At 55.2% G+C, this 17,732-nt stretch carries 13 protein-coding genes and 2 pseudogenes; 9 read left to right on the top strand and 6 right to left on the bottom strand.

Annotated elements, in window-relative coordinates:
- Positions 1 to 63: 63 nt before the first annotated feature.
- Positions 64 to 513, bottom strand: a complete 450-nt coding sequence (locus ACFO1S_RS07470) for a carboxymuconolactone decarboxylase family protein (protein WP_204604071.1) — start codon at positions 511 to 513, stop codon at positions 64 to 66.
- Between the two features lie 273 nt (positions 514 to 786).
- Between ACFO1S_RS07470 and ACFO1S_RS07465 the strand changes: the two genes are divergently transcribed.
- Together ACFO1S_RS07465 and ACFO1S_RS07460 are read left to right on the top strand one after the other, a co-directional pair.
- Positions 787 to 2,319 carry a sensor domain-containing diguanylate cyclase gene (locus ACFO1S_RS07465; protein ID WP_204604072.1) on the top strand — a complete coding sequence of 511 codons (1,533 nt, stop codon included), beginning with the start codon at positions 787 to 789 and terminating at the stop codon, positions 2,317 to 2,319.
- A gap of 289 nt (positions 2,320 to 2,608) precedes the next feature.
- Entirely contained in the window at positions 2,609 to 4,546 is a 1,938-nt protein-coding gene (locus tag ACFO1S_RS07460) for a glycoside hydrolase family 127 protein (RefSeq protein WP_204604073.1), read from the top strand.
- Between the two features lie 65 nt (positions 4,547 to 4,611).
- Here the strand turns inward: ACFO1S_RS07460 and ACFO1S_RS07455 are convergent, their stop codons facing one another.
- Together ACFO1S_RS07455 and ACFO1S_RS07450 are read right to left on the bottom strand one after the other, a co-directional pair.
- Complete coding sequence (locus tag ACFO1S_RS07455) at positions 4,612 to 5,871, bottom strand: sensor histidine kinase (RefSeq protein WP_204604074.1); 1,260 nt, start codon at positions 5,869 to 5,871, stop codon at positions 4,612 to 4,614.
- Positions 5,871 to 6,548 (bottom strand): response regulator transcription factor, encoded by a 678-nt coding sequence (locus tag ACFO1S_RS07450; RefSeq protein ID WP_204604075.1) that lies wholly within the window; start codon positions 6,546 to 6,548, stop codon positions 5,871 to 5,873. The genes ACFO1S_RS07455 and ACFO1S_RS07450 overlap by 1 nt, the downstream gene beginning before the upstream one ends.
- Positions 6,549 to 6,749: 201 nt before the next feature.
- Here ACFO1S_RS07450 and ACFO1S_RS07445 point away from each other — a divergent pair, with 201 nt between their 5' ends.
- The 6 genes and pseudogenes from ACFO1S_RS07445 (at position 6,750) to ACFO1S_RS07420 (ending at position 12,135) form a co-directional block, all read left to right on the top strand.
- Positions 6,750 to 7,490: a polyphosphate polymerase domain-containing protein gene (locus ACFO1S_RS07445; RefSeq protein WP_204604076.1), complete on the top strand. Its 741-nt coding sequence runs from the start codon at positions 6,750 to 6,752 to the stop codon at positions 7,488 to 7,490.
- A pseudogene (locus ACFO1S_RS07440) lies at positions 7,487 to 8,168 on the top strand (DUF4956 domain-containing protein). The gene ACFO1S_RS07445 and the pseudogene ACFO1S_RS07440 overlap by 4 nt, the downstream one beginning before the upstream one ends.
- Before the next feature lie 21 nt (positions 8,169 to 8,189).
- Entirely contained in the window at positions 8,190 to 10,121 is a 1,932-nt protein-coding gene (locus tag ACFO1S_RS07435; protein ID WP_204604077.1) for a carbohydrate-binding domain-containing protein, read from the top strand.
- Positions 10,122 to 10,359: 238 nt separating this feature from the next.
- Positions 10,360 to 10,758, top strand: a pseudogene (locus ACFO1S_RS07430) (PAS domain-containing protein); the annotation flags it as partial.
- A 36-nt stretch (positions 10,759 to 10,794) separates the two neighbouring features.
- Positions 10,795 to 11,289, top strand: a complete 495-nt coding sequence (locus ACFO1S_RS07425; RefSeq protein WP_378126537.1) for a methyl-accepting chemotaxis protein — start codon at positions 10,795 to 10,797, stop codon at positions 11,287 to 11,289.
- A 171-nt stretch (positions 11,290 to 11,460) separates the two neighbouring features.
- Positions 11,461 to 12,135: a hypothetical protein gene (locus ACFO1S_RS07420; RefSeq protein ID WP_204604079.1), complete on the top strand. Its 675-nt coding sequence runs from the start codon at positions 11,461 to 11,463 to the stop codon at positions 12,133 to 12,135.
- Positions 12,136 to 12,194: 59 nt separating this feature from the next.
- Here ACFO1S_RS07420 and ACFO1S_RS07415 read toward each other — a convergent pair whose 3' ends face one another.
- Complete coding sequence (locus ACFO1S_RS07415) at positions 12,195 to 13,139, bottom strand: alpha/beta hydrolase (protein WP_204604080.1); 945 nt, start codon at positions 13,137 to 13,139, stop codon at positions 12,195 to 12,197.
- Between the two features lie 139 nt (positions 13,140 to 13,278).
- Positions 13,279 to 14,322, bottom strand: a complete 1,044-nt coding sequence (locus ACFO1S_RS07410; protein WP_204604106.1) for an LLM class flavin-dependent oxidoreductase — start codon at positions 14,320 to 14,322, stop codon at positions 13,279 to 13,281.
- A gap of 252 nt (positions 14,323 to 14,574) precedes the next feature.
- Between ACFO1S_RS07410 and ACFO1S_RS07405 the strand changes: the two genes are divergently transcribed.
- Positions 14,575 to 16,200, top strand: a complete 1,626-nt coding sequence (locus ACFO1S_RS07405) for a histidine kinase N-terminal 7TM domain-containing diguanylate cyclase (protein ID WP_204604081.1) — start codon at positions 14,575 to 14,577, stop codon at positions 16,198 to 16,200.
- Between the two features lie 70 nt (positions 16,201 to 16,270).
- Here ACFO1S_RS07405 and ACFO1S_RS07400 read toward each other — a convergent pair whose 3' ends face one another.
- Positions 16,271 to 17,725: a serine hydrolase domain-containing protein gene (locus ACFO1S_RS07400; protein ID WP_378126530.1), complete on the bottom strand. Its 1,455-nt coding sequence runs from the start codon at positions 17,723 to 17,725 to the stop codon at positions 16,271 to 16,273.
- Positions 17,726 to 17,732 lie beyond the last annotated feature (7 nt).

Below are 17,732 nucleotides of genomic sequence, written 5' to 3'. Positions count from 1 at the left end.
TTATCCTGTCCTGCATATCGCGGAGAAAGCCGCCCAATCGGGCGGCTTCTTCAAGTACCTGTCTTAGCTTTCGAAGCAGCCGGGGAACATGCCCGTAGCGATCGCGATACGGTTCCAGCAGTTGATCGCGTTGATCGCCATGAGGATCGAGACGAATTCCGCTTCACTGAAGTATTGAAGCGTCGCCTCGTATAGGTGCTGGGGTACGCCGTTCTCCGAGATAAGCGTGACGGCTTCGGTCAGCGCAAGCACCGCGCGCTCCTTCTCGGTATACAGCGGCGTTTCCCGCCAGACGGAGATCAAATCCAGCCGCTGCGCGCTTTCGCCCATGCTGCGCAAATCGGTTAAGTGCATATCCAGACAGAAGGAACAGCCATTCAGCTGCGAGGCCCGGATTTTGATCAATTCGTACAGCACGGGATCAAGGCCCATCTTTTTCGACGCTTCTTCCAGCTTCAGCAAGGCCTGAAAGCCGGCCGGATTGGCCGCTCTGTGATTCATTCGCAATTTCATATCGGTTCCTCCCTGTGATATTCTCTCTATCTAAGACAATCGAAAGGTCAATTGTGTGACAGGAGAGGGAGAGGGAATTCAGGAACCGTGCGAATAGGGGGACGAGCCCTGGTTAGCCGTCTTGAATAATTATAGCGTATAGGGGTGGTGCCGGACTTGTTTTCTGAAGAGAACGCTCGTTGAAACGTACAGACAAAACAAGCGGGTATGCGATAAAATAGAGTATCAGGGTGCGAATTGCTGATGCAAATACGGGGAAGAGAAGTGATCACCATGAGCTGGACGGAAGTGTGGGCATTTGCTATCGCTTACTGGCTCCCGATTCTTTTTTTTGTATACATGGCTACCGACGTTATTTTGCGCAATCCGAGAAAATTGGAGCACCGCGTGCTGTGCATCAACGCCATCGCTTATATTTTGCTGCTCACAGAGGAATATATCCGGCACCAGTTGCCTATCTCGTATAGTCCCGCACTAGTAGCTTTATGGTTCTCGAATGTAGGAATTATGATGCCCGGGCTTGGCTTCCACTTCATGGCCAAGTTCGCGGGATTGGACAAGCTGATGCCGCGATATTTGTATCCCGGCATTTTTTACTTGCCATTGCTCGTCGTACTCGTCAATCTACTCAGCCATAAGAAAATTATCTCCTCCAGCGAATTTTTCCAGGTCGGGGTATGGAAGTATCCCGTCTACAACACGTCCTATTATATCGCGCTCACGATCAGCATTCTCATCAGCGTTATGTACTTGATCGTGTTGTTCATCGGCAAAGCCAGAGAGGACGATAAAGGACACAAAGCCATCTTGCGCTTGCTGGTTATCGGCGTCGTGCTGTGTACGTGCTGGCATGTGGCGTTCGGATATTTTCAGTATGAGGGCGTGATTCCCCCTTACGCCTACACTTACGGGGGCATTATCTGGTGCTTTGTTCTGCGCTTGGCCATGATTCGCCATGAATTTTTGGACTTCGCCTCCAAACGGTATGAGAAGCTGTTCAATCTGAATCCGGCGGCCATTCTGCTGGTCGATCAAGCTGGTACGATCAAGGAAGCGAATCCTAGCGCTAGACAGCTGTTCGGTCCGATGGATCTGGAACGGGAGTGCTTCTTCAAGCTTTCCAACGCGCAGTTGGAAGCCCGAATACGAAGCAGAAGCGAGATCAAAGATTACGAAACGGAGATTACTAACGGAGAAAAACGGGTCGATGTGCTGATCGATGGCGATTATGTGTCCGTCGATCATGAGCCGCATGCCATTCTGATCGTGCGGGACATCACGCTTCAGAAGGAGAATCAGGCGGAAATTCGTTTTCTGGCGTATCATGACCCCTTGACGCGGCTGCCGAATCGCAGATATTTCTACGAGAAGCTGAATGAGGCGATCCGGCTGGCGGAGGACCATCGTTATCGGCTGGCCGTCATCCTGATCGATCTGGACGACTTCAAGGAGACGAACGACCAGTACGGGCACGAAGCGGGAGACGAGGTGCTTCGGCACGTTGCCCGGCTCATCGGGGAAACGGCAGAATCGATCGGCATGGCGGCGAGACTGGGGGGAGACGAATTCGTGCTGTTCATCCAGCACGCTCCGTCGGAGCCGTTCGTCGATGAAACGATGGCACGTCTTCGTCAGAGGGTGCAGGAGGCGGAATTGCTTTATCGGGGGCATCCTCTGGCTATACGGATGAGCGTAGGCGCCAGCAGGTTTCCAGAGGACGGCACAGATGGAGATGCCTTGCTGATGAAGGCTGACAAAGCGATGTACCGGTCCAAGCGGGCGGGCACTGCTGTGCCGGCGAGGTAGTAAATTTGAAGCTTTGCTTATAAAAGGGGCCCGTACACCCGCATTGCCGGTGTGTACGGGCGTTTTTTGCTGTCTTCCGTGGTTTTGGCGTTCAGAATTTCATCGGCCGGCATGTTTTATGGATGAAGGTAACGGCGGTGCGCCAAGTTCAATGAACTATTCGCTCGAAAATTCATTCCCTAACAGTGTTATATTTTATAAGAAAAGGTTCAACCTATTTCTAGTTCTGCGCTTTGTTAAAGAATAAAATATGAAAAGAGATGAGTCAATTTCTATAGGAGGATTCAATATGCGCATAACGTCTGCTTCGATACAAGACACCTTCTGGCAAAACTATATTGATCTGGTTCGTCAAACGGTCATTCCTTACCAATGGGAAGCTTTGAACGACCGGATCGAGGGAGCGGAGCCCAGTCACGCGATTCGAAATTTCCGGATTGCGGCAGGATTGGAGGAAGGGGAATTCGGCGGCTGGATCTTTCAGGACAGCGATCTCTACAAGTGGCTGGAAGCAGTTTCCTACTCGCTTCGTAATCATCCCGATTCCGACTTGGAGACAATCGCCGACGGCGCCATTGACCTGATTGGCCAAGCTCAGCACGAAAACGGTTACCTGAATACTTATTTCACGACCAAAGAACCAGGGAAACAATGGACGAATTTGTACGAAGCTCATGAGCTGTATTGCGCGGGTCATTTGATTGAAGCGGCCGTCGCCTATTATCGGGCTACAGGGAAGCGCAAGCTGTTAGACATCGCTTGCCGCTTCACCGATCTTATTGCAAGTATGTTTGGAACCGAACCGAACCAAATCCGCGGCTATTGCGGTCACCAGGAGATCGAGTTGGCATTGATCAAGCTTTATGGGATTACGGGAGAAGAGCGCTATTTGAACTTAAGCCGCTACTTCATCGATGAACGCGGCAGCAAGCCGAACTATTTTATGGAGGAATGGGAACGACGGGGACGGACGACCATTTGGGCCCAAGGAACGCCGAATCTTGAGGTCTATCAATGCCATCTTCCCGTTCGCGAGCAAACGGTTGCGGTCGGTCACTCGGTTCGAGCCGTCTATATGTATACTGCGATGGCCGATCTGGCCCGCCTGACAGGCGATGTCAAGCTGCGCGAAGCCTGCGAGCGATTGTGGGCCAACACAACCCTCAAGCAGATGTACATTACCGGCGGTATCGGCGCAACTCATCTGGGCGAGGCTTTCACATTTGACTATGATTTGCCCAACGACACCGTCTATGCCGAGACTTGCGCATCGATCGGCCTGATCTTCTGGGCGCGCCGGATGCTGCAATTGGAAGCAAAAGGCGATTACGCCGATGTCATGGAAAGAGCGTTGTACAACAACGTGCTTGGCAGTATGTCGACAGACGGCAAACATTTCTTCTATGTGAATCCGCTTGAGGTATGGCCGGAAGCAAGTATGAAAAATCCGGACAAACATCATGTGAAGCCGGTGCGCCAGAAATGGTTCGGCTGCTCCTGCTGTCCGCCCAACGTGGCCAGACTGCTTAGTTCGCTTAACGATTATATTTACGATGTTTCGGATGACGGCAAGACCGTTCACACGCATCTCTATATCGGCAGCGATCTCCGTTTTGAAACCGCTGGCTGTATGGTGACGCTGAAACAGCGGTCCGAATTGCCATGGGGGGGAAGGGTCGAGTTTACAGCGTCACTTTCCGGGAAAGCGGACCGTGCCGCGTTTGCGCTTGCGTTGCGGGTGCCTGGCTGGATTCAGAGCGGTAGTCCGGCTCTGAAGGTAAATGGTGAAATACAAAATTACCGTGTCGAAAGCGGCTATGCTGTAATCGACCGCGTTTGGTCGGACGGCGATACGCTGGAGTGGCTGCTGCCGTTAGAGACGATGCTTGTCGAGGCTCACCCGCTCATCCGGGCGAATGCCGGCAAGACGGCCATTCAGCGCGGTCCGCTTGTCTATTGTGTCGAAGAAGCAGATTGCGGGGTGCCGCTTGCCATGTTGTCATTGGCCGAAGATCCGAAGCTGTCTGAGCATCCGCACCCCGATCTGTTGGGAGGCTGTGTTGTGGTGGAAGGCGAAGGAATCGCGATAGATATTTCTGCTTGGTCAGAGATACAGCCGTACCGGCCGCGACAAAAGCAAGGGGTGCCTGCGCGAATTAAAGCCATACCTTATTTCTTATGGGGCAACCGTCAGCCGGGCGAAATGAGCGTCTGGTTGCGCGATTGAGACGACCAAGTCATGCTCGGCGGAGTGTGAATGCAAGAGGCAGCCGCGGAGGCTGCCTCTTCTGCTTAGGGCAGATGGACATAGAACGTAGTCGATTCGTTGACCGTGCTTTTGGCGTAGACTCTGCCCTTATGCTGCTCGATAATGGACTTCGCGATCGCCAGGCCGAGGCCATAGCCGCCGTGCTTGCGCGAGCGGGAAGGGTCGGCGCGGTAGAAGCGGTCGAAGATTTTGCCCAAATGCTCGGAAGGAATGCCCTCACCCGTGTTGGTTACCGAAAGCACGGTTTCATGAAGGCGCTTCTTGAGCGCAAGAGTAATCAAGCCCTGGGGATGCGTATACTTGATGGCATTGTCCAGCAGAATCATGACTACCTGCTTGATTTGCTCGCCGTTCCCATGGAGGTTCAGACCGGGCTCGATCTCGTATTCCAGCCTGATATTTTTCTCGAAAATCACGGCCTCCATCGTCAGAATGACGCTTTCCACCGCTTCGCTCACGTTGAATGGAGTGTATATCATACGCGCCCGGGCATCGTCCATTTCCGTAAGATACAGAAGATCGTTGGTCAGCGTCTTCATGCGCTCCGTCTCGGACTTGATATGATGCAACCATTTGGCTTGCTCGCGAATCGTGTCCTCGTTGTTGGACAACAGAACGTCTGCGTTCGTGTTGATGACGGCCAGCGGCGTTTTCAACTCATGGGAAGCATCGGCGATAAATCTTTTTTGCTTATTAAAGGCTTCCTTGACGGGAGCGATGGACCGGTTGGCGAAGTAGCGGCTGGTAAAATAGATAACGACGAGCATGACCAGACCGACGGCAGCGAAGGTGTAGACGAGATTCGTGACGATGGTCTGCTGGGCTGTCACGTCCAGGTAGACGATAGAGTAGCCCGACGCATTCTGCTGCACGGTGTAAGCCCATCGATGGCCTTCTATCGTGCATATGCCGTTGTTCCTGGGGTTAGCTGCGGCTTTGCTCCTGGCCAGCTCATAGAACTCGGCGTCCATATCGAAGCGGGAGTTGACGTCCGTCAGATTCCATTGCGCATCGGTCTGAAGGGCAAAGGAAATCGAACGTTCCATTGGCGGGCTGATGGCATCAGAGTTAGGCTGCGAAGGACGATTCTCGCCCATTGGCGGCTTGCCAAGATTGCCGTCAGGCTTCCGATAGAATTCGGAGACCCGGTGCAATTCCATCTGAATGTCATTCTGCACATTACGGTAAGTTATCGTATAGATTGCGGCGAAGGCAACGAGCATCATGAAGGAGATAATGACCAGGTTCAGAACCAGAAATCGGTTGCGAAGTCGGTTGAACATCAGCTCGTCGCCTCCAATACATAACCTGCGCCCCGAATCGTGTTGATGCGAACCGCCGCATTCAGAAAGACAAGCTTTTTCCTAAGAAAAGAAATGTAGACCTCCACGTTATTATGCTCCACCTCCGAATCGAAGCCCCACAGCTTCTCGATAATCTGCTCCTTAGAGGTGACGGAGTTTTTCCTCGACAACAGCAGCTCCAGCAGCTCGCTTTCCTTCAAAATCAGCTTAAGCTCCTTTCCCTTGCAGCTCAGCTTCAAGGTTGCCGTATTCAGTTCTATATCGCCGAGCTTGAGCGCTTCCTCAGGGATGACCTCGCCTTTGCGCCGCAAGGCGGCTCTTATCCTTGCCAGCAGCTCGTCCGTCGAGAACGGCTTGGCCACGTAGTCGTCGGCTCCGTAATCCAGCCCAGTGATTTTGTCCTCGATTTCGCCTTTGGCTGTCAGCAGGATGACGGGGGTGGAGATGCCCTGGGATCGGATCGTCTTCAGTATAGAAATACCGTCCATCTCCGGGAGCATGATATCGAGCAGCAACAGATCGTAAATTCCGCTTAAGGCGTTATCCAAGCCGGACTGGCCGTCATGTACGGCGTCGACCGAGTAATTCTGCTTCTTTAAGATTTGGGTTAACGCCTCCGCAAGATGAACCTCGTCTTCAACGATTAATATTCTCATGGTTGCTTCCCCTTTGTTTGATCTTGGCAGCTCCGATGTGCTTCTTCATTATAGCGCCCGAACCTTTAATCAACCTTAAGCGCAGCAGAGAGAGAAAATAATCAGGGCGACCCAAACATTTAAGATTCATTAAAGGTTCCCGTTCTAAGATACAGACATGGATCGGCGAAAGCAACCGCCCATACGGAAGGAGCGAGCAAGATGGCGATCGAAGTGTTCAACCGCTACGAGAACAAATACTTGATGGATACCAAAGCGTTCTACGCGATGTATAACCGACTGCTCGAATATATGGAGATGGACGAGTACAACAAGAACGACAAGTTCTACTCCATCAGCAACCTGTATTACGATACCGAGCACGACTCTCTGATCCGCACCAGCCTGGCGAAGCCCAAGTATCGGGAGAAGCTGCGCATCAGGGCTTACGGGGTTCCGGAGCGCGACGCCAAGGTCTACCTGGAGCTCAAGAAGAAGGTGTTCGGTCTGGTCAACAAAAGAAGGACGGCGCTGAAGCTGAACGAGGCGTACGATTATGTGCGAACCGGAACCGAGCCGGTATTCCGGGAGGGGATGAACCGGCAGGTCCTTCGGGAAATCGAATACTTCCTGCAACGCTATGAGCTGCAGCCGAAGGTTTACCTGGCCTACGAACGAATCGCGCTCTTCTGCAAGAATAACCGAGATCTGCGGATTACGTTCGACACGAACATCCGTTCCAGACGGTACGACCTCAAGCTGGAAAGCGGAGATCATGGCGAGGCGCTGATCGACCGGGGGCAATGGCTGATGGAAGTGAAGGCGGAGAAGACGATTCCGGTCTGGCTGTCCAAGCTTCTGTCGGAGCAAGGGATGTTCCGCACCAGCTTCTCCAAATACGGCAACGAGTACAAAAAAACGATAAGAGACGCTATGTCAACGAGGGAGAGAATTGTGCGATGATCGATTCCATTTTCGCGGCAGCCGCGACAGGCTCGGAGCTAACCTTAACTCACGCCTTGCTAACGATAGGGATTTCAAATCGTATTGGGCGCGCTCATCAGCTTCACCTATATGCGGACACAGCCCGCCTATACCCAGAATTTCGCGCTAACGATGATCGTCTTGCCGGCCATTGTAGCCATCATCATTCTTCTGATCGGCAGCAACATCGCCAGAGCCTTCAGCCTTGCAGGAGCGTTCTCCATTATCCGATTCAGAAGCGCTCCGGGCGATCCGAAGGATATCGCGTTCGTGCTGTTTACGATGGCGGCCGGGCTTGCCTGCGGAGTCGGCTCGTTCGGATACGCGGTATTGTTCACGGTGGTGCTGTGCTTGCTGATGTTCTTCCTGAAAACGGTTCGATTCGGCGCTCATAAAGCCGCGCAGAAGCTGCTTAAAGTGACGATTCCGGAAAATCTGGGATATGAGGAAGCCTTCGACGAGGTGTTCAGGAAGTTCAATATCGGCTATGAGCTGCGCAAGGTAAGAACGACCGAGTTGGGAAGTCTGTATGAGCTGGTCTATGCCGTTACCATCGATCCCAAGACCAACCAGAAGGAATTTCTCGACGCCGTTCGGTGCAGGAACGGCAATCTGGATATTACGTTAACGATGAGTCCTGCGGTGCAGGAATACTAAAAGCGGAGAGGGAGATACCTTATGAATAAGAGTTGGACCGTCAAAAACGTCGGAGTTCTTCTATTATGCGCTGCCTTAATGGCGGGCTGCAGCACGAAAGCCGCAGACACAGCCTCCAGCGGAGAAGCCGTAGCGTCGGCGGCCACGGCTGTTACGGCCAAGTCGGGAGAGAGCGCGAATGCTTCGCCAACGTCGGAGCAGCCGGCCAGTATCGATCTTGCGGACAAAGCCGAATTCGATGAGCAGGACCGCAATACGGCCTGGAGTGCGGATGCGGCGACAACCATTCAGTTGAACGGCGAGGGGGCAAGCGTGCAAGGCACGGGGGCGACAGCGGAGGAACGGGCTGTAACCATCAGCTCTGCCGGAACCTACGTCGTGAGCGGGAAGCTGAATGATGGACAGCTTGTCATCGATGTGCCGGATGACGGAATCGTGCAAGTGATTCTGAACGGAGCGGAGATTTACAACGCGAGCAGCGCCGCGATCTATGCCAAGGCAGCAGGCAAGACGATTATTACGCTGGCAGAGGGTACGGATAATCGGGTTTCGGACGGCGAAACCTACGTCTATCCGGACGCGACTACGGACGAGCCCAGCGCGGCTATCTTCAGCAAGGACGACCTGACGATTAACGGCTCAGGCAGTCTTACCGTTCAAGCTAATTCTAATGACGGCATCACGAGCAAGGACGATCTGAAAATCGTCGGCGGTACGCTGGAGATCGATGCCGCAGACGACGGCCTGGTGGGGCGCGACCTGATGGCGGTTCAAGAAGGCACCATCACGATTAAGTCGGCTGGAGACGGGATCAAGACGACTAACGATACGGATACGGACAAAGGCAACATCGTCCTGTTCGGGGGAACGTTCGAGATTGAATCGGCCAACGACGGCTTCCAGGCTGAGAATGCCGTTCTGATCGGAGGCGGCGCTTATACGATCAAGACTGGCGGAGGCAGCGAGGCGTCAGCCCAGCTGGAGGCGACGGATGCTCCAAGCATGAAGGCGATTAAAGCCGAAGCAGGTATCTGGATTGAGGATGGGACGTTCCGAATCGACTCGACGGACGATTCCCTGCATAGCGCCGGAGCGATCCGAATCGCGGGCGGAACGATTACGGCGGCTACTGGAGACGACGGTATTCACTCCGATTCTTCTATCTCGATTACGGGCGGATCCGTTGAGATTACGAAAAGCTACGAAGGAATAGAAGCCCCATCGATTACGCTAGCGGGCGGCGAGATTCGCGTAACGGCCAGCGATGACGGGATCAATATCTCCGATGGCGACGAGGTCGCGGCGGATAGGCTCACCATAAGCGGAGGCTATCTGACTGTTGATGCTCAAGGCGACGGTCTCGATTCAAACGGCTCTATCGTCATGTCCGGAGGCACTGTCCTCGTGAACGGTCCGACGAATAACGGCAACGGGGCGCTGGATTACGACGGCACCTTCGAGATGACGGGCGGCTTCCTTGTCGCGACGGGCAGCTCCGGCATGGCTCAGGCAACATCCGATCAATCCACCCAGTACGGGATCATGATGACCTATCCGCAGACTCAGGCGGCAGGCACGCTGGTTCATCTGGAGGATGGCGAGGGCAACGCGCTGCTGACCTTCTCTCCTTCGAAAGCGTACCAGAGCGTATTCATCAGCTCTCCCGAGCTGAAGAAGGATGTCGTCTACACGCTGTATTCAGGAGGCGCCTCGACAGGCAGCGAAGCGAACGGGCTGTATTCGGACGGGGAGTATAAGGACGGAACGAAGGTCGTATCGTTCGAGCTTGCCGAGAACATCACCTGGCTGAACGAATCCGGCGTGACGGAAGCGAGAGTCGGCATGGGCGGACCCGGGGGCGGCAGAGGTCCGGGCGGCCGGGGAGAGGGCGGCGGCTTCGGCCAAGACGGCGATCGTATGAGGCCTGAAGGAGGGCAGCCTCCACAGCAATAGAATGCATTCGGACAACAAGGGACATCCGGTATCACCGGGTGTCCCTGTTTCACGTATTGAAGGTCAAAGCCTATGCGATTTAAGCGAAGAGGACGCTTTCAAAATCTACATTTTTTAAGCGATCTAGAAATTAGGTATTGATTCGCCAAAAAATATTGCAGGACAGAAACAAGTTTTATACAATCTATTTGAACGCGATATCAACGGCGTACGGACAGCTAAGAAGGAGTCTAATAAGATGATCAGGGAGATTCAGACAACGTATTCCACGACCCAGGTGCTGGATCAAGCAGAGGTGTTGGCAGCGGTGGAGCAATCGCTTGCCATGATCGAATTCGATCTGGACGGACGGGTCATCTGGGTGAACGACAATTTCGCCAGAGCGATGAGGTATTCCGCCGAAGAGATGAAGGGAATGCTGCATCGTCAGTTTTGCGCGCGCGAGTTTGTCGAGAGTGACGATTACACAGGCTTGTGGAGCCAGCTTCGGGACGGAACTCCATTCCAGGACAAAATCGCCAGGGTAACCAAGGACGGGCGTTCAATCTGGCTTGAAGCGACCTACATGCCCATTCGGAATGAAGAGGGGCAGGTACACTCCGTTCTGAAAATCGCCACGGACATCGACGCAAGGGAGCAAGCCTCCGACGCGATCACAGGCAAGCTGCTGCTCATGTCGGAGGAATTGATTCATCGGGCGAAAGAAGGCATTTTCCGCAGCCAGGAGGTCGAGTCGGCCATCGACGGCATGGTGGAGGGCGCGAATGGGAACATGGCCGTACTCCGGCAGCTGGAGCATCAGACTCAATTGATCGGCGGCATCGTTCGGACGATCCGGGAGGTGGCGGCGCAGACGAACCTGCTGGCATTAAATGCGGCCATCGAAGCGGCGCATGCGGGAGAGTATGGCCGGGGCTTTAACGTGGTTGCCAGCGAGGTGCGGAAGCTAGCAGGAGAAGTGCAGGATGCGGCCAAGGAGGTCAACGGATACGTAGACGGCATGATGGCGCAGGTGAATGAGATCTCCAAGGGAACGAAGCATTCGCAAGAGGTGGCGGCAGAGAGCCAGCTCCGCATCCAGCAAGCTTTGGACGAGTTTTCCGGCATCGGAGAGGCCGCATTGCAGTTGGATTCTCAGGCGAAGGCGTTGAAAGAAGCGATGAATTAGAGCGGAAGAGGCGGAACGACGCAGCCTTGCGCAGGATTCCTTCCGGGGAAGTGGAGGAGTCCTTTTTTGCGTTCGCTTCGGTTGCTATTTTTTGGCTAGAAAAAAAGAGGGCGATCAAGTACGATGTAATCCGGTTTACCGGAATTTAGGAGAGAAGGGTGAAGTGCCGCGATGAGCAGGTTCATCGGTTTTTGTATTTTTTTAGCGGTTATTTTGTATGGGTGGCAGGCCTTATCCGGGACGTATGAAGCGGCCTACAATCAGAAGGTTGTGCTTTCCGCCTATTCGGTACTGGGCAATGGCACGGACGAAGAGGTATTATCGGGGATCGGCCTTACCGATTCGAAGTATGAGAAAGCCCAGCTGGTAACGGTCATTGAGACGTTAAGCCCGTCTCTTTCGGTGCTGAGCGCCGGAGAAAGACGTACCGTCGCGCTGGCGCTTGGGGAAACGGATCTGCGTTACCATCTGAAATTGAACACCGGCAATTACGTGCCGACGACATTTGATTTCTCCACCAATCTGCTTTACAACGTCTCTTACTTGGCAAACACTCCATCCAAGCTGCTTCATAACATCAAGATGGACTTCGCGCTGGCGAAGGAGATGTCGGATTCGGGTCCTATCGGCCGAGGGATCGGCTTCGGCGTCAAGGTCATCTTCGTCATCTGGGACATCCTGCATGCCGTCACCGGGGCGGCGGCGGCGCTCATCATGCTGGTCTTCGGCAGTCTGATCGGGCTGCTCTTCCATCCGATCAACAGCGTGATCAACTTCTTCCCGATGCTATGGAACGTGTGCGTGACGATCTGGCACGCGATTCGGTACATCTTCAACTTGTTCTGAGCGTCCGCTCACCCCGAAACAGCTTGTTCGCGCTTAAAGCATCGGATAAGGCTTCAACCTCAGGGCTGCTTAAGCCATGCGACGGCCAAGGTCAACGCGCCTCGCGCAGCTGCCGTATGCGCCAGGGCATTCAGCATGACAAAGTCATGGATGATGCCCTGGAAGCGCACGGCCGTTACACTTACGCCTGCTTCGCGAAGCTTGTCGGCATAGGCTTCCCCTTCATCGCGCAGAACGTCGGCTTCCCCGGTGATGATCAGCGCCGGCGGCAAGCCCTTCAGCTGTTCGAGGGAAGCCCGGAGCGGGGACGCTGTAATGCGCATTCGTTCCTCGGGATCGGTCGTGTACTGATCCCAGAACCACTGCATGCCCTCCCGGCTGAGGAAGTAGCCGGTCTCGAACTGCCGATAAGACTCGGTATCGAACGAGGCATCCGTCACCGGGTAGAAGAGCAGCTGCTTGCGAATGGCGGGACCGTTCCTTTCCTTGGCCATCAGCGTGACGGCTGCGGTCATGTTGCCGCCGACGCTGTCTCCCGCGACAGAGAGCTTAGCGGGGTCGGCGCCGATCTGTTCGCCTTGCTGCGCGATCCATTCCAAGACCGTATAATTTTCCTCGATCGCAACAGGGTACTTGTGCTCCGGGGCGAGGCTGTAATCCGGAAATACGACGATAGAATGCGAGCCTGCGGCCAGCTCTCGAATCAGGCGGTCGTGCGTATGGGCGTTGCCGAACACCCAGCCTGCGCCATGAAGATACAGAATGACCGGCAAGAGGCCCTGCGATTCTCTCGGTCTTAGAATCGTGACAGACACTTCCCCTCGCGGGCCTCCGGGAACCTTGCGTTCCTCTAGATCGACGTCAGCCTTCTCTATGGGCCCGGATTGAACGCGATCGACCTGCTTGCGGCCTTTCTCCGGCCCGAGGTCGTGCAGAAAGGGGGGATTGGCGGTTTCTTCAACGAACGCCTGAGCTTCCTTCTCCAGCTTTACTTCATTCGGCATGGACTGATCTCCTTTCGGTCTGGTATGCGTTTCTCCCTATTTACACGAAACGAAGAAGACCCAAACCCGAAGGAACGCCGAAGAAGACGCCGATTGCTCGGCGTCTTCTTCGTAATAAATGGACAGACCGCGGTCAGGACTAGCCTTCCAGACGGGTAATTTCCTTGTGCACGAGAGGGGCGACTCGGGTGCCCAGCAGCTCGATTGCGCGCAGCAGCTCGCTGTGCGGCATGGTGCTGACGTCCATGTGTAGGAAGAAGCGGTTGACCCCCAGATTTTGGCGCAGCAAGACGATTTTCTCCGCGACGTACTCGGCATCCCCGACATAGAGAGCGCCCCGAAGGCTGCGTGCGGCATCGAAGGCGGCGCGGTCGTAGAATGGCCATCCGCGTTCCCGTCCGATTACGTTCATCTGAGCTTGCGTGTGAGGGAAGAACGAATCGGCCGCTTTCTCGTTCGTATCGCTGATGAAGCCGTGGGAATGCGTCGCAATGGGCAGCTTGCTCGGATCGTGCCCGGCGCGCGCGGCGGCCTTCTTGTAGAGCTCCACCAACGGAGCGAACCGTTCAGGCATGCCTCCGATAATCGCGAAGGCGATCGGAAGGCCCAGCGTTCCCGCGCGTACGGCCGATTCCGGGTTCCCGCCGCTGGCGATCCATACGGGGAGCGGCTGCTGAACCGAACGGGGATAAACGCCGAGGTTCTGGATCGCGGGCCGGTGGCCGCCGCTCCAGCTGACCTTCTCCGAGGCTCGAATCTTCAACAGAAGCTCCAGATTCTGCTCGAACAAAGCGTCGTAATCGTCCAGGCTGTAGCCGAACAACGGGAAAGACTCAATGAACGAACCGCGGCCGGCCATGATCTCGGCCCGTCCGTTCGACAGACCGTCCAACGTCGAGAAGGCTTGATAGACGCGAACCGGATCGTCCGAGGACAGGACGGTCACGGCGCTTGTCAGCCGAATTCTCTTGGTCATCGCAGCGGCTGCCGCCAGCACTACGGCCGGAGCCGTGGCTGCGTAATCCGCGCGATGATGCTCTCCGATACCATAAACATCCAAGCCGACCTGGTCGGCCAACACGATCTCCTCGACGGCGTTGCGCAGCCGCTGCGCGTGACTGACCGCCTGACCTACTCCGGGATTCGGCGTTGCTTCCAGAAAGGTACTGATCCCAATTTCCATTTTGTTTCCTGCGCTACCGGTCATTCCGATCGCCTCCTTCATTGTGATTTCATTATACTATATTTTTTAAAGTTTCTCAAGTTTAGTTAGTTATAAAGGCGAGCAATCGAGCATATCCAACAATTAACACGATTTTTACAAGGGAAACGACAACATCCGTCCCACATTCCCACCTATTTATGATACGATTCACTCTATAATGAACGCACGGCTGCGCTGCGGCCGAATTTTTATTGTGGAGCTTACAGGATTATGGGAACTCCTTATTCCGCTATATTAACGCTTATCGTTACGGCTGGCGTCATTAACGTGATTATGGGGATATACACGATTACCGCCCGATCCAAGCAGCCGATGGCGAAGCTGTTCGCTGTCTTCTGCCTCCTCGCCTCCGTATACACGTTCGGCTCCGCTCTGGAGCTCTCATCCGGTTCGCTGGCCGAGATCAAGCTGTGGATCAAAGTCCAATATCTCGGCATGCCGTTCCTCCCGCCGCTAAACCTGCTTCTTATTCTTTATTTTCTCGGAATGGCTCCTTACGTCAAACGGTATTTGCGCTGGATTCTTTTTATTATGCCGACGATTACCGTGGCGCTTGTGATGACGAACGATCTCCATCACTTCTATTATCGGGCGATTGAGCTTCGACCGGGCATCGACATGCTCAAGGTGGATCTTAATGTCGGGCCTTGGTACATCATTCAGGGCGCCTTTACCTTCGGCTGCATGGTGGGGGGAGCATTTCTTCTGCTGCTCCGCTGGAACTCGATGAAGTCGTCCTATCGCCTTCCCTTCTTCACCATGCTGACCGGGCTTCTGCTCCCCATTGCGGGGGATTTTGCTTACCTCAGCAATAAGACGCCGGACGGGATGGACCCTATTCCGGTTCTAATGGCCGTTACTTCCGGACTCTACATGTGGGCGCTCGGTTCAAAGGGCTTGTTTAACGTTGCGCCGATTGCCAGGGAGATTCTGTTCGAGAGCATGGGCGATGGCGTTATTGTGCTGGACGTGGAGGATCGGCTCGTAGATTACAATCCTGCCGCTGCCGCAGTCCTTCCAGAGCTATCCTCGGCCGTGATCGGCAGGAGGCTTGAGCGCTTGTGGAGCCTGCATACCGACGAACCGTTCATAGGAGCGGAAGAGAAGAGGAGCGAGCACGGGACATCGGAGACATCCGACCTGGTCGGCTCGCAGGAGCTGTTATGGCGAGTCCGCGGACAAGCCTACTACTACCATATACGCTCCTCCATCGTTCGGAAGAAAAACGGCCAAAGATCGGGCAAGCTGATTGTCATGATCGATGTTACCCAGCGGGTGAGGCTCCAGCAGCAGTTGAAAGAGCTCGCTTATCACGACGGGTTGACGGGCATATATAATCGGGTTCACTTTCTCCATCTCAGCGAAGCGTTGTTGGTCGACAGCTTGACCGAAGGGAAGCCGATCTCATTCGTGCTGTTCGACATAGATCACTTCAAGCGCGTCAACGACAGCTTCGGCCATGACGTCGGCGATCAGGCGCTTCTGCATGTGGTCGAAATCTGCCGCGAGGAGCTGCGCTCCGAGGATGTGTTCGCCCGCTACGGCGGGGAGGAATTCGTCGTCGCGATGCCGGGGCTGGATTTGGCGGAGGCGACAGCGGCAGCCCACCGTCTGCGATCCGCCATTGCCGCTAATCCGATGAGCTCGCCGCAGCAACCCCTTGCGATTACGGCGAGCTTCGGGGTAGCGGTATCCGGCGCGAAACCGCCAGGCTCGACCGAGGCTGCCACGGGCGAGCTGCAACGGCTGCTGAAGGCCGCAGACGGCGCGCTCTACGCGGCCAAGCATGAAGGCCGCGATGCGGTGCGCGTGGCGGAAGGCGAGGAGCCGGCGTAACGGCGCGTCGTGCCCTCAAGGAGCGGTGCCGCGCGGCGAAGAGCCAGTGTCCGGCATACTTCTCTGCCGGTCAGTCGATTCGAACTCCGCTTAAGAGGCGTTCTTTCGACACAAAGTCGATATGCCGATGGTGAAGGCGGAGGTTGTCCCCTTCGAAGGATAGCTTGGCCTGATCGTGAAACGGAGTGTGCACGCGGCATATATTCAGAATCAGCGTGTGCTCGTCCGTCCAGGAGCCTTGTGCGAAGGCGCGTTCGCCCTGCAAGGAATCCTCCTGAACCCAGCTCTCCATGCCGCAGTTCAATGTGTGCTCGCCAGCCCCGTCCAGCCACCGGAATTCCAGCTTCTCCCCGGCAAACCTAAGCTCGATCTCGCGAATGCCTTCTTCATTCTCCGCCATTTGATAGCGACGTCTGCCAGCAGAAGCCGATTGTGCGAACCCGCCTCCGGTCGCGATGGACAGCTTCTTCAGCCGCTCCTCAAGCTGCGCATGGGCGCGAGGATCTTCGGGCTTCTCCGGCCCCATAGCCGGGAGCAGCTTGTCCCAGATCAGATCAAGCACAGCCTGCATATCTTGCACGCAGCCGTGAATGGCCACGACCGCATTCTGCTCCGGAAGCACCACGCAATATTGCCCGAAGGCTCCGTCAGCGCGGTACGCGCCATGCCGGCATCGCCAGAACTGATAGCCGTAGCCTTGCGACCAGTCGATCGCCTCCGCGTTATAAGGCGTCTCCGCATGCTTGGCGGTGGCTTCCTCGATCCAACGCTCCGAGAGCAGCCGCTGCCCGTTCCATACGCCTTTGTTCAGAAGGAACAGTCCGAATCGGGCCACATCCTCCGTGGTCAGCCGCAATCCCCAGCCGCCCGTATTGTCGCCGGCAGACGTCTTGTCCCACAGGGGATGGAGAATGCCCAACGGCTCGAACAGACGCGGCTGCAAATACTGTTCCAAGGTTAACCCGCTCGTTCTCTGGACGAGGACGGAGAGGATGTGGCTTGCGCCGCTGTTGTACAGGAAATGCGTGCCGGGAGTCTTCTCGATCGGCAAGCCGAAAAAGCCCTTCACCCAATCGTTGTCGGTCCGGTCGCTGACATGCAGGTCGGGGAAGTCGTTGAGGAAGGAAAAGCGGACGTGAAACCGGGAGGTGTCCTCGGTATGGCCGGTTGTCATCGAAAGCAGGTGCTTGATTTTTAATCCGCGCATGTTGTCCATTTCAGCCTCTCCAAGCTCGCCGGGGAAATAGGAGAGCACCTCGTCCTCCACGGAAAGCAGTCCTTCCTCGACGGCAAAGCCGACCGCCGTGGAGGTAAAGCTTTTGGTTATGGAGTTCAGAATGTGCGGATATTCTGGCCGATAAGGCTCCCACCAGCCTTCGGAGACGACATGGCCGTGTCGCATAAACATCAGCCCGTGCAGCTCCAATCCGCGTTCTTCTAATCCGTTCAAGAAGGCAGCGATAGCGGCGGAAGCGATCCCTTGCCGCTCGGGGGTGCTGCGAGGCAATTCTATAGCGCTCGTCAATGAATTC

The sequence above is a fragment of the Cohnella boryungensis genome (genome assembly GCF_042651945.1).
Taxonomy (GTDB): Bacteria; Bacillota; Bacilli; order Paenibacillales; family Paenibacillaceae; genus Cohnella; species Cohnella boryungensis.
This window is presented reverse-complemented; position numbering and strand designations above follow the sequence as displayed.

Coding starts and splice junctions, on each gene's coding strand:
- ACFO1S_RS07460 (WP_204604073.1), top strand. CDS start 2,609: ATGCGCATAACGTCTGCTTCGATACAAGACACCTTCTGGCAAAACTAT.
- ACFO1S_RS07465 (WP_204604072.1), top strand. CDS start 787: ATGAGCTGGACGGAAGTGTGGGCATTTGCTATCGCTTACTGGCTCCCG.
- ACFO1S_RS07450 (WP_204604075.1), bottom strand. CDS start 6,548: ATGAGAATATTAATCGTTGAAGACGAGGTTCATCTTGCGGAGGCGTTA.
- ACFO1S_RS07425 (WP_378126537.1), top strand. CDS start 10,795: ATGTCGGAGGAATTGATTCATCGGGCGAAAGAAGGCATTTTCCGCAGC.
- ACFO1S_RS07420 (WP_204604079.1), top strand. CDS start 11,461: ATGAGCAGGTTCATCGGTTTTTGTATTTTTTTAGCGGTTATTTTGTAT.
- ACFO1S_RS07445 (WP_204604076.1), top strand. CDS start 6,750: ATGGCGATCGAAGTGTTCAACCGCTACGAGAACAAATACTTGATGGAT.
- ACFO1S_RS07470 (WP_204604071.1), bottom strand. CDS start 513: ATGAAATTGCGAATGAATCACAGAGCGGCCAATCCGGCCGGCTTTCAG.
- ACFO1S_RS07415 (WP_204604080.1), bottom strand. CDS start 13,139: ATGCCGAATGAAGTAAAGCTGGAGAAGGAAGCTCAGGCGTTCGTTGAA.
- ACFO1S_RS07410 (WP_204604106.1), bottom strand. CDS start 14,322: ATGGAAATTGGGATCAGTACCTTTCTGGAAGCAACGCCGAATCCCGGA.
- ACFO1S_RS07455 (WP_204604074.1), bottom strand. CDS start 5,871: ATGTTCAACCGACTTCGCAACCGATTTCTGGTTCTGAACCTGGTCATT.
- ACFO1S_RS07435 (WP_204604077.1), top strand. CDS start 8,190: ATGAATAAGAGTTGGACCGTCAAAAACGTCGGAGTTCTTCTATTATGC.
- ACFO1S_RS07405 (WP_204604081.1), top strand. CDS start 14,575: ATGGGAACTCCTTATTCCGCTATATTAACGCTTATCGTTACGGCTGGC.